10 protein-coding genes are annotated in these 11872 nt (G+C 32.3%); 9 read left to right on the forward strand and 1 reads right to left on the reverse strand.

All coding sequences use genetic code 11. The features are described from left to right. Nucleotides 1-51: 51 nt before the first annotated feature. The 7 genes from ACVEGE_RS08025 to ACVEGE_RS08055 all read left to right on the forward strand — a co-directional run bounded on the left by ACVEGE_RS08025 (nucleotide 52) and on the right by ACVEGE_RS08055 (nucleotide 9482). Entirely contained in the window at nucleotides 52-822 is a 771-nt protein-coding gene (locus ACVEGE_RS08025) for a DUF3108 domain-containing protein (RefSeq protein ID WP_192499929.1), read from the forward strand. After that, nucleotides 822-1757: a tryptophan 2,3-dioxygenase family protein gene (locus tag ACVEGE_RS08030; RefSeq protein WP_173851208.1), complete on the forward strand. Its 936-nt coding sequence runs from the start codon at nucleotides 822-824 to the stop codon at nucleotides 1755-1757. The genes ACVEGE_RS08025 and ACVEGE_RS08030 overlap by 1 nt, the downstream gene beginning before the upstream one ends. A 26-nt stretch (nucleotides 1758-1783) precedes the next feature. Then, nucleotides 1784-3016, forward strand: a complete 1233-nt coding sequence (locus ACVEGE_RS08035) for a peptidoglycan DD-metalloendopeptidase family protein (RefSeq protein ID WP_173851206.1) — start codon at nucleotides 1784-1786, stop codon at nucleotides 3014-3016. Between the two features lie 202 nt (nucleotides 3017-3218). Beyond that, the gene (pgi, locus tag ACVEGE_RS08040; RefSeq protein WP_192499930.1) at nucleotides 3219-4862 is read left to right on the forward strand and encodes a glucose-6-phosphate isomerase; all 1644 of its coding nucleotides are present in this window, start codon (nucleotides 3219-3221) and stop codon (nucleotides 4860-4862) included. 277 nt (nucleotides 4863-5139) lie between these two features. Then, nucleotides 5140-8373 carry a TonB-dependent receptor gene (locus ACVEGE_RS08045; protein ID WP_192499931.1) on the forward strand — a complete coding sequence of 1078 codons (3234 nt, stop codon included), beginning with the start codon at nucleotides 5140-5142 and terminating at the stop codon, nucleotides 8371-8373. A gap of 104 nt (nucleotides 8374-8477) precedes the next feature. Continuing rightward, nucleotides 8478-8906 (forward strand): hypothetical protein, encoded by a 429-nt coding sequence (locus tag ACVEGE_RS08050; protein WP_192499932.1) that lies wholly within the window; start codon nucleotides 8478-8480, stop codon nucleotides 8904-8906. A 75-nt stretch (nucleotides 8907-8981) separates the two neighbouring features. After that, nucleotides 8982-9482, forward strand: coding sequence for a septal ring lytic transglycosylase RlpA family protein (locus ACVEGE_RS08055; protein ID WP_173855950.1), 501 nt, complete (start codon nucleotides 8982-8984; stop codon nucleotides 9480-9482). Between the two features lie 2 nt (nucleotides 9483-9484). Here the strand turns inward: ACVEGE_RS08055 and ACVEGE_RS08060 are convergent, their stop codons facing one another. Next, on the reverse strand, nucleotides 9485-9952 hold the full coding sequence (locus tag ACVEGE_RS08060) for a CYTH domain-containing protein (protein WP_192499933.1): 468 nt from the start codon (nucleotides 9950-9952) through the stop codon (nucleotides 9485-9487). Nucleotides 9953-10149: 197 nt separating this feature from the next. On the opposite strand from ACVEGE_RS08060, the gene dinB reads away from it, so the two are divergent. Together dinB and ACVEGE_RS08070 are read left to right on the forward strand one after the other, a co-directional pair. After that, the gene (gene dinB / locus ACVEGE_RS08065; protein ID WP_192499934.1) at nucleotides 10150-11232 is read left to right on the forward strand and encodes a DNA polymerase IV; all 1083 of its coding nucleotides are present in this window, start codon (nucleotides 10150-10152) and stop codon (nucleotides 11230-11232) included. A 92-nt stretch (nucleotides 11233-11324) separates the two neighbouring features. After that, a complete protein-coding gene (locus tag ACVEGE_RS08070) occupies nucleotides 11325-11840 on the forward strand; it encodes a PAS domain-containing protein (RefSeq protein ID WP_173851191.1) in 516 nt (171 codons plus the stop codon). The last annotated feature ends 32 nt before the right edge of the window (nucleotides 11841-11872 follow it).

Here is an 11872-nt window from a genome sequence, read left to right on the forward strand (position 1 = left end):
ATATTTGGAACAAAATTTGCAACTTACTACAATAAATAGAAAAAGTAAATTATGAAAAAAATAATCCTATTCTTCTTATTGGTACTAACAGTAAGTTTTGATAACCGCAACCAAGACGCCTACGATGTAGGAGAATGGTTTAAATTTCGTATCCACTACGGATTAGTTAATGCAGGCTACGCTACACTTGAGGTCAAAGATGCTACAATAAATAACAAAAAAGTATTTCATGTTGTGGGTAAAGGGTACACAACTGGTATGTCTCGTTTTTTCTTTAAGGTAGATGATTTATATGAAAGCTATATTGACAAAGAAACCGGAAGTCCGTATCGATTTGTTAGAAAAATTGACGAAGGTGGCTACAAAAAAAATCAAGAAGGCTTTTTTAATCAATCATCAAATAGAATTCTCGTAAAAGATTATAAAAAAAATAACGAGAAAACGTTTGTAATTCCTAGAAACACACAAGATATTTTATCGGCATTTTATTATTTAAGAAACTACCCAGGGATCGAAAAGATCAATACAGGGGAGTCTATTGCTATAGATATGTTCTTTGATGATGAAACAACAAAATTTAAGTTAAAGTTTGTAGGTCGTGAAAATATTACGACTAAATTTGGCGTTGTCTCTTCAATGATTTTTAAACCCCTTGTGCAATCAGGCCGTGTATTTAAAGAGCAAGAAAGTTTGACAGTGTGGATTTCAGATGATGATAATAGACTGCCTATTAGAATAAAAGCAGACCTAGCAATTGGCTCGCTAAAAGCAGACTTAGATGGTTATAAAGGATTAAACAATACGTTTAAAATAAAAAAATAATGAGCATTAATGAAAATAGAGAAGCTATTTTAAAAGAAATAGAGCTTAAATACGATGCTATAAATCAAAAAACCGATACGCATCTTGAAGGTTTGTTGTGGGCAAAACCAATTAATTACTGGGACTACATTCAAACTGATGCGTTACTGAGCTTACAAACACAAAGAACTACGCTTCCTGATGAAATGGTTTTCATCATGTACCATCAAGTAAATGAATTGATTTTCAAGATGATTCTATGGGAAATGCAGCAAATATGTCATAGTGACAATATAAATACTGGTTTTTTTACCGAAAGGATTATGCGTGTAAGTCGCTATTTTGACATGCTCACCACGTCTTTTAGTATTATGGAAGAAGGTATGGAAGTGGAGCAATATATGAAATTTAGAACGACGTTAACTCCTGCAAGTGGATTTCAAAGTGCACAATACCGTTTAATAGAATTCACATCAACTGATTTGATTAATCTAATTGATAATCGCTTCAGAGGTAAAATTGATAGAAATACACCTTACGAAAATGCTTTTGAGCACTTATATTGGCAGGCGGCAGGAAAAGACTATACAACTGGTAAAAAATCATTTTTATTAGAGGAATTTGAGCGCAAGTACAAAGACGTGTTTTTAAAACACATGGAACAATACAATTCTATAAATATTTGGCAAAAATTCAAACAACTTCCTGAATTAGACCAAAAAAATCCTGACCTTGTAAAAGCAATGCGTCATTTTGACCATACAGTGAATATTACTTGGGTAATGCAGCATCTTAATGTAGCTATAAAGTATATTGATCACAGCGGAAAAGGAGATGGAGAAGCTACTGGTGGTAGTGATTGGAAAAAGTATATGCATCCAAAATACCAACGAAGAATCTTTTTTCCAGAATTGTGGAGTGAGGAAGAGTTGGCAAATTGGGGTCTTGAAAAATAAGTTGAATTAGAAAAAACACACATAGTTTGAAGCAAGTATTAATAATTATCATGGTATTGACAACAATACTATCTTGTAATAAATCCGAAGATAAATCTGAAAATAAATTGCCAATTAAAAAGGTGAAAGCAGTTGCAGAGAATTCTGATTTTGGCTTTAATTTTTCTGATTATAATGTAGTACAAGACACGGTAAGAAAAGGGGATACTTTTGGTACAATTATAAACAAGCAAAACATTGGTGACAGGAAAGTGTATGAAATTGTTGAAAGTGTAAAAGATACTTTTGATGTTCGCATTATTAGGCCTAATAAGGCTTATACTATGTTGCGATCTAAGGATAAGAAAAACAAATTAGAGGTTTTTGTGTACCAACCAGATGCTTTAAGTTATTATATTTTTGATTTACGTGATTCAGTTATTGTAGCACATAAAAAAACGAGACCTATTACTATTAGAAGACGTACAATAGGAGGTGTTTTAAAAGGCTCTTTGTCTGAAACTTTAGGAAATGCAGGAGTAGAAGCTGCTTTAGCTAATAGAATAACTAAGATTTATTCGTGGTCAATTGATTTCTTTAAATTAAAAAAAGGCGATCGCTACGGAATTACTTTTACTGAAAGGTTTATTAACGATTCTATTTATGATGGAGTTGACGAACTAGAAGCTTCGTTCTTTGAATACAAGGGGAAGTTTGTTTATGCTTTTCCTTTTGCTCAAAATGAATCTACTGGCAAAGTTGAATATTATGATGAAGAAGGGAAAACGTTAAAAAACTTTTTTCTAAAAACGCCTATTAAATTTAGTAGAATTACTTCCCGTTTTACAATGAATAGATTTCACCCCGTACAACACCGCTGGAAAGCACATAAAGGAACAGATTATGCTGCTCCAACAGGGACGCCTATAACAACTACTGCTTCAGGAGTAGTGGAACAAGCAGGTTATACTGCGGGTAATGGTAATTTTGTCAAAGTCAAACACAACGGAACTTATTCTACGCAATATTTACACATGTCAAAAATATTAGTTAGACGAGGTCAACATGTTAATCAAGGAGATGTAATAGGAAGAGTAGGGAGTACTGGCTTAGCAACGGGTCCTCATGTTTGTTACCGTTTCTGGAAAAATGGAGTTCAAGTTGATGCTTTAAAGTTAAATTTGCCAAGTGGAGAACCTATGGAAGGAACTAATAAAGCCCGTTTTTTAAAGAAAATAACACCGCTAAAATTAGAATTAGACAGTATTGCTAATTTGTAAATAAAATTTTTAGATTAAACTTGTTTTATAGATATAAAATTTAATACGAGGCTCCAAGTTGTCAATTTGATAATTTGGAGCTTTATTTTTTATCGAAAGTAACGCTGCCAAAAATGTTGATTTTCGTATTTGTTTGAAAGGGTTTATTAGTTAAAACATATTTCAGTATTTTTACAACCATTAAACACTTGAACTAAAAAAAATGGCTTTACAAACAATTAACCCAACAACAACTCCGTCTTGGAGCAAACTTCAGCAGCATTTTGAAGTTATGCAAAATGTTTCTATGCAAGAAATGTTTAAAGAGGACGCTGCGAGAACAACAAAATTCAATATAAAATGGAATGATTTTTTACTTGATTACTCTAAGAACAGAATAAATCAAGAGACTATTTCGTTACTTTTAGATTTGGCAAACGAAATGGGATTGAAAAATGCTATCACGGATTATTTTGATGGAGAGATTATAAATCAAACCGAAAATAGAGCAGTACTACATACTGCTTTACGAGCAAAAGAAAATGCGGTAGTAAATGTAAATGGAGAGAATGTTATTCCAGAAGTTTATGCTGTAAAAGATAAAATAAAAGAATTTTGCCATGAAGTTATATCGGGTGATAGAAAGGGTTATACAAGCAAGGCTTTCACTGATGTTGTTAATATTGGTATTGGAGGTTCTGATTTAGGCCCTGCTATGGCAGTTGAGGCTTTACAGTATTATAAGAACCACTTAAACGTGCATTTTGTTTCAAATATTGATGGGGATCATGTAAATGAAATTATAAAGAAATTAAATCCCGAGACTACACTTTTTGTTATTGTTTCTAAAACATTTACAACTCAAGAAACGCTAACAAATTCTGAAACTATAAAAAAATGGTTTTTAAATAGTGCTATACAAAAAGATATTGCCCAACATTTTGTTGCAGTTTCAACTAATATTGAAAAAGTAACACAATTCGGAATCAATCCTGACAATGTTTTTCCAATGTGGGATTGGGTAGGCGGACGTTTCTCGTTGTGGAGTGCTGTGGGTTTAACAATTAGTCTTGCAGTAGGTTTTGACAATTTTGAGGAGTTGTTAAATGGGGCAAATGAAATGGACGATCACTTCAAAACAGCTGATTTTGATAAAAATATCCCAGTCGTCTTAGCTTTATTAAGTGTTTGGTATAATAACTTCTTTGGAGCCGAAAGTGAGGCTTTGATTCCGTACACACAGTATTTACAAAAATTGGCGCCTTATTTACAGCAAGGCACAATGGAGAGTAACGGAAAGAGTGTAGGGAGAGACGGTAAAGTAGTAAATTATGATACCGGTACGATTATTTGGGGCGAGCCAGGTACAAATGCGCAACATGCCTTTTTTCAATTGATTCATCAAGGAACTAAATTAATTCCTTCTGATTTTATAGGTTATGTAAAACCTTTATATGGAGACCAGGACCATCATAATAAATTAATGTCAAACTTTTTTGCGCAAACCGAAGCATTGATGCAAGGAAAGTCTAAAGAAAAAGTCCAAGCTGAATTTGATAAACAAGGGTTAAAAGCATCAAAAGCAGCATTTTTATTACCTTTTAAAGTATTTGAAGGCAATAAGCCTACTAATACGTTATTGATTGAGCAGCTAACCCCTAAAACATTAGGATCGTTAATTGCTTTATATGAACATAAGATTTTTGTTCAAGGAATAATCTGGAATATCTTTAGTTTTGATCAATGGGGAGTAGAATTAGGTAAACAGTTGGCTAGCTCTATATTAAGCGAAATTGAAACTGGAAAAATAGCCAATCATGATAGTTCAACTTCCTTTTTATTGAACTATTATTTAGATAAAAAATAAAATTCTGTTTAATTTTATACAAAAAACCTGATTTTTAATAAAAAGTCAGGTTTTTTTTAGCTTTTATACTTGTAGTTTTATCAGGGAATTGTTTGCTGAATTAGCATGTTTTAGGCCTTGTGTATCAGAGTTTATAAGGTATTTTTATAAGAATAGCTTCTTTGCTGAATTTAATCAAAATACCACTATGTGAAAAAAAATAATTTTTCTTAACGTTGTCTTAACTTTTTACGGAAAATAAGTTATAATTTTGCCAAAAATAATAAACTAAACAAAAATGAAAAAAATTTTAAAGTTATTTTTGGTACTAGCGGCATTTATCGGTGCAAGTAGTACTTATGCTCAAGGTAACACAACCTCTTCTATTAATGGAGTTGTTTACGACAGCCAAGGAGAACCATTACCTGGAGCTTCAATTTTAGCTACACACATGGATTCAGGTACACGTTATTCTGCTTCAACTGATTTCACAGGTGATTTTAGAATTTCTAACATGAGAGTTGGTGGTCCGTATAAGATTATAGTAACTTATATTGGATTTGGAACTTTTGAACAAAATGGAGTTTACCTTCAATTAGGGGATTCAAAAAATTTCAAAATATCTTTAAAAAGTGAATCTAACGAATTAGAAGAGGTTGTTGTTAAGTCTACAAAAGATAACACATTTAATTCTAATAGAAATGGTGCTGAAACGATTATCAACTCTGATAAAATAAAATCATTACCATCTTTATCAAGAAATATTGCTGATTTTGCAAGATTAACTCCTCAAGCGCAATTGCGTGGAGATGATCAACTTTCTATTGGTGGTCAAAATAATAGGTTCAATGCGATCTATATTGATGGAGCGGTTAGTAATGATGTTTTTGGTTTATCATCTAACGGAACTAATGGTGGACAAACAGGTGTTAGTCCAATATCAATTGATGCAATTGAGCAATTTCAAGTGAGTGTTTCTCCCTTTGATGTTAAGTTGTCTGGTTTTGCTGGTGGAGCAATTAGTGCGATCACACGTTCAGGATCAAACAATTTTGAAGGATCTGCTTATTTTTTCTATAGAGATCAATCATTGGCAGGAAAGACTCCTTTAGAGTCAGGAAGTACAGCAACTCGTGAAAAATTAGCTGATTTTACTGCGCAAACTTACGGTGTAAGAGCAGGTGGAGCTATAACTGAAAATAAATTATTTTACTTCATTAATTACGAGAGACAGGATAATCAAACTCCAAGTCCTTTTGATGTTAACGATTATTTAGGAACAAGTGGGGCAAGAATTCCTGAGCTTGTAAAGTATTTAGGAGATAATTATAGTTATAATCCAGGTTCATTTACTAATAATGTTAGTACTTTAGTTAGTGATAAATTGATTGCTAAAATTGACTGGAATATTAACGATAATCATAAGTTATCTGTGAAAAATAGTTATGTTAAAGCAACTAATTTTTCTCCAAGTAGATCCTCTTCAAGAGGAATTAATTTCTTGAATGGTTCTCAAAACTTTGTTTCTACAACAAATTCTACAGCACTTGAATTAAATTCACGTTTTAGTAATAAATTTTCAAATAACTTAGTTGTAGGTTATACTGATGTTACTGATGATAGAGATCCTCTTGGAGATCCATTTCCTTCAGTAGAAATTAGAGATGGTTCTGGTGCAATTTATTTTGGTTCAGAGGCTTTTTCAACAGCAAATTATTTAAAACAAAGAATTCTTACTGTTTCTGATAACTTTGAAATCAATACAGGGAAACATAATATTTTAATTGGTACGCATAATGAATTTTCTTATGCTAAAAATGTATTTGTTGGAAGAAACTACGGATACTATAGATATAATTCATTAGAAGACTTTTTAACTGATGCTAAACCAAATAGGTACCGTTTAGGTTATTCTTTGTTTGGTGGTTCAGGAGATGATTCTCAGGGAGCAGCAGAATTTAATGTTAGCCAATTTGGTTTATATATTCAAGATAACTTTAAGCTTACAGATAACTTCAAATTTTCTTACGGTGTAAGAGTTGATGTGCCTGTATGGGATAAAGGAACTGTAAATAACGATTTTAATACTAGAACAATACCTTTGTTAACTGCAGCAGGTAAAGATCTTCAAGGAGCTACTGTAGGTGATAGAATTGCTACTACAGCACATTATTCACCTCGTGTTGGGTTTAATTACGATTTGAATGGAGATAGAGTTACTCAGTTTAGAGGAGGTTTTGGAATATTTACTTCAAGATTACCTTTAGTATGGCCAGGTGGAGCTTATAATAATAACGGAGTTTCTCAAGGAGCTATCGATATTAGTACAGGAACACCTAATTTTAACCCTAATACAAATGTTGAAAGTCAACTTGACAACAATGGAACTCCATTAGGACCTTTACCAGGAAGTGGTCAACTTGGTGGAAATATTGATTTGTTTGCTAAAAACTTTAAATTACCACAAGTATTTAAAGCAAGTTTTGCTGTAGATAGAAAATTACCTGCAGGATTTGTAGTATCAGGAGAAATTATTTACAATGATAATATTTCTGCTGTTACTTATGAGAATTTAAATATCTATAATCCTTCTTCAAACTTAACTGGAGCAGATACAAGATCAAGATATAACGGAAGAAACCTTATTGATAAAACTTATACAGGTGTTTATTTAGGTAAAAACACAAGTGAAGGTAAAGCATGGAATTCATCTATTACACTTACTAAAAATTTCGCATCTGATTTAGTTGATGCAAATATTTCTGCTACTTATTCTTATGGTAAATCTACTGTTTTAATGGATGCAACATCTTCACAAAATAGTTCTCAATGGAGTAATGTAGAGACTGTAAATGGTGTTAATGCACTTTCTGGAGTTTCAAGATCTGATTTTGATCAAGGGCATAGATTTTTAGGTAATGCTTCTGTAAAGTTTAAATGGTCTAAGACTATGAAAACAACATTAGGTCTTTTCTATGAAGGAGCTCAAGGAACACCGTTTAGTTATGTTTACAATGATTTTGGAGCTTTATTACAAGATACTTACAGTTCTTCAGCATTGATTTATGTTCCTGCATCTAGATCAGAGATTAACCTAGTTTCTAATTCTACTTACACTGCAGATCAACAATGGGAAGCGTTAAGTGCTTTTATTGATGGTGATAAATACTTAAGTAGTCGTAAAGGTAATTATACTGAAAGAAACGGTGATCGTTTAAAATGGAGTCATGTAGTAGATTTAAAATTAGCACATGAATTCGCTATAAACGTGAACAAAAAGAGTCATAAAATTGAATTAACTGCAGATGTATTTAACTTCACCAATTTACTTAATAAAAACTGGGGTAGAAGATATTACACTTCTTATGACCAAGTTCAATTACTTAAACAAGAAGGTTTCCTAGCAGATAAAACTACACCAACATTTAGTTTTGATCCAGCTAATGCTGACAGAATCAATCAAGTTGATGATTTAGGTTTGCAATCTTCAAGATGGCAAATGCAAGTAGGTGTAAGATATTCTTTTGAATAATTCTTTACTGAAATAAATAATGTTAAAAACCCTCATTTCATTCGAAATGAGGGTTTTTTTTATCCCTTTTTTACTTATATTTGTTTTTAAAAAATAGTTTATTTATGTACGATTTTATTCAAAAATTTCACTCAGGTTGGGCTTATTTAGCTCTTTTATTATTAGTAATTGCAGTAGCTAATTCACTTATAGGGCATTTCTCTAAAAAGGAATTTACAGCAACTGATAGAAAAATTGCGTTATTTGGTCTTATAGGAACGCACACACAATTGCTAGTTGGTTTAATTCTATACTTTGTGTCGCCTCTAGGTTTTACTTCTTTAGGAAATATGTCAGATAAAGCGATACGTTTAACTTCGCTTGAGCATCCTTTAATTAATATTATTGCAATTGCTTTAATAACTATCGGTTGGTCTAAACATAAAAAATTGTTGACAAGCGAATCAAAATTTAAAACATTTGCCATTTTTTACACCTTAGGTTTACTTCTTATCTTGAGTAGAATACCTTGGAATTTGTGGTTTAAAAACTAAAAAAAAAGTCCTCTTTGCAGGACTTTTTTTATCTAGGTATGGTTTTTGTAAAATACAGATTGAAATAAAAATAATATGAAAAAATTTATTACACCATTTTTTTTAATTGCTATAATTGGTTTTACTGCCAGCCAAAGCGCTATAGCAGAAAGGGTAAAGACTACGTTACAAAAAACGACTATTCAAAAAGATACACTTAAAAAAAGTAAAAATGTAGTAGCTGTACAACCAGAAGCGGCAAAAGATACCATCGCTGAAAAATACGGTAAGTTAAGCCCCTATAAAACCAATGCACATGCATCCTATTACGCAGATAAATTTCATGGTAGAAAAACAGCGAGTGGTGCACTATTTAATATGCATAAATATACAGCAGCACATAAAAAATTTCCTTTTGGAACCATGTTAAAAGTTACCAATCAGGTTAATGGAAAATCGGTTATTGTTGAAGTTAATGATCGTGGTCCTTTTGTAAAGTCTAGAGAAATTGACCTTTCTAAAAAAGCCTTTATGGAGATTGCTAAAAATAAAGGAATTGGTGTGATGACTGTAACAATTGAAGTTTTTTCAAAGTAATATTACCAATTTATAAAAGAGTTTTTACTTAAATAAGCATTGTAATAACGGCTGTCCCGAGTAACTTCTTGACCTAACCATAATGGCTTTTCAAAAATTTCTGTTTCTGATTTTAGCTCAATCTCAGCCATTATTAAGCCTTCGTTTTCACCATAGAATTCGTCAACTTCATAAGTGTGTTCGCCTACCTTTACTTCATAACGGGTTTTATCAATAATGCCTTTTTCACAAAGTAATAAAAGGCTTTCTGCTTCATTAATTAGGACTTCTTTTTCCCATTCAAATCGTGACATTCCACTTTCGCTTGATGCGCCTTTAATGGTCAAGAAAGCTTTGTTTCCTTTTATTCTAACCCTAACGGTTCTTTCAGGAACAGCGCTTAAGTAGCCTTGTTTTATACGGTTTTTAGAAAAAGCCTCTTCTTTGAAGGCGTTTGATGTAACCAAAAATTTGCGTTCTATTTCAATCATTTTATCTGTTTTTTTTAAGGAGCTATTCCAGCTGTCCGCTGTATCTTTTTATCTTGCACTTATTTCAAAAACATGAAATAAGTGCAAGATAAAAAGGATGCCGCTTCCATCAGGGCTAAAAAGCGTATCCAAATGTATTAAATTTATTTAACAGCAATGGCGTTTCATTTTATATAAAATGGCTATAAATTTGTAAAATGATTAGCAGCAACCCTAATAGAAAAATTATTCATATTGACATGGACGCATTTTATGCCTCGGTGGAACAAATGGACAACCCTTCGTTAAAGGGAAAACCTATTGCAGTTGGAGGTTCAGAAAATCGAGGGGTAGTTGCAGCCGCAAGCTACGAAGCTAGAAAGTTTGGAGTTCGCAGTGCTATAAGTGGTGTTATGGCTAAAAAAAATTGTCCTAACCTTATTTTTGTCTCTCCTAGATTTGAACGCTATAAAGAGATTTCTAAGCAAATTCATAAAATATTTAAAGATTATACAGATCTCGTAGAGCCTTTGTCCCTTGATGAAGCCTATCTTGATGTGACCCACAATAAAAAGGGTGCAACCAGTGCAAGTTTATTAGCAGAGGAGATTAGATTGCGAATTTTTAATGAAGTTGGTTTAACTGCATCTGCAGGGATTTCGATTAATAAATTTGTTGCTAAAATTGCCAGCGACTATAACAAACCTAACGGACAAAAAACGGTCAATCCAGACGAAGTAATTGCTTTTTTAGAAAATTTACCTATTCGTAAATTTTATGGAGTAGGAAAAGTAACTACCGAAAAAATGTACCAATTGGGTATTTTTACGGGATTAGAATTAAAAAGTAAATCAGTTGATTTTTTAGAAAAACATTTTGGAAAATCGGGAGTGTTTTATTACAATGTGGTGCGCGGAATTCACAATAGTGAAGTCAAACCGAATAGAATTTCTAAGTCTGTTGCTGCCGAAAATACTTTTGACACCAATTTGTCTTCAGAGATTTTTATGCTAGAGCAGTTAGATAAAATCGCGACTACTTTAGAGAGGCGATTAAAGAGGAGCAATGTCTCGGGTAAAACAATTACACTTAAAATAAAATATAGCGACTTTACTCAGCAAACCAGGAGTAAAACGTTACCCTATTATATTTCTGACAAAGGATTGATTCTAGAGTCGGTTAAGGAGTTGTTGTACCAAGAACGTATGAAAGATTCAGTTAGATTATTAGGGATCTCCATGAGTAATTTAAATACAGAAGTTAAAAAAGCCGTTTTTGTGCAATTAAAATTTTCCTTTTAGGCTAAAAAAAATACGTTCAACAATAGTTAAATGCAAAATTTCTAGTCTTTTTGTTTTAGATTAAATTTATATTTGAATAAAAATAGACGATCATGATTAATTTTCAAGACTATGATAATGGGGTTGCTAAGTTTAATGAAGCCCTTAAAATAAATTCTAATCCAGTGTTTTCATGGGATTTTTATAGTGATGCATTCATGCAATTGAAAAGCAGGAATGTGGATACTAAAAAAATTAAAGAATTGGCGCTAGCATCTAAATGGGTAAATGTTCATTGGGACATAAAAAACGCCCTTTCTGAGGAAGTAATTGTAGTTACTGACGCAAGTCTAACCATTGTTTTTGCATCCCAGAATATCGCTAAAATGAACGGATATAAATCCGAAGAAGTTGTTGGTAAGAGCCCTAGAATGTTTCAAGGTGCTGCGACTTGTCAGGAAACTTCAAATGAAATAAAAAAGGCTATTAAAAATGGTGTTCCTTTTGAGAAAAAGGTTGTGAATTATAAGAAAAACGGAGATGTTTACTACTGTTTGATTAAAGGTTTTCCTGTATTTAATAAAAAAGGGAATCTATCGCACTTTATAGCTTTTGAGCAAGCAGCATAAAATAAGCTTTTCGTTATGAAAAGCCTTTTTTT

This window comes from Flavobacterium sp. PL002, from assembly GCF_054165825.1.

Excerpts from the sequence above, each read along its gene's own strand:
- ACVEGE_RS08025 (WP_192499929.1), top strand. The coding sequence starts at position 52 with ATGAAAAAAATAATCCTATTCTTCTTATTGGTACTAACAGTAAGTTTT.
- ACVEGE_RS08030 (WP_173851208.1), top strand. The coding sequence starts at position 822 with ATGAGCATTAATGAAAATAGAGAAGCTATTTTAAAAGAAATAGAGCTT.
- pgi (WP_192499930.1), top strand. The coding sequence starts at position 3,219 with ATGGCTTTACAAACAATTAACCCAACAACAACTCCGTCTTGGAGCAAA.
- ACVEGE_RS08045 (WP_192499931.1), top strand. The coding sequence starts at position 5,140 with ATGAAAAAAATTTTAAAGTTATTTTTGGTACTAGCGGCATTTATCGGT.
- ACVEGE_RS08050 (WP_192499932.1), top strand. The coding sequence starts at position 8,478 with ATGTACGATTTTATTCAAAAATTTCACTCAGGTTGGGCTTATTTAGCT.
- ACVEGE_RS08055 (WP_173855950.1), top strand. The coding sequence starts at position 8,982 with ATGAAAAAATTTATTACACCATTTTTTTTAATTGCTATAATTGGTTTT.
- ACVEGE_RS08060 (WP_192499933.1), bottom strand. The coding sequence starts at position 9,952 with ATGATTGAAATAGAACGCAAATTTTTGGTTACATCAAACGCCTTCAAA.
- dinB (WP_192499934.1), top strand. The coding sequence starts at position 10,150 with ATGATTAGCAGCAACCCTAATAGAAAAATTATTCATATTGACATGGAC.
- ACVEGE_RS08070 (WP_173851191.1), top strand. The coding sequence starts at position 11,325 with ATGATTAATTTTCAAGACTATGATAATGGGGTTGCTAAGTTTAATGAA.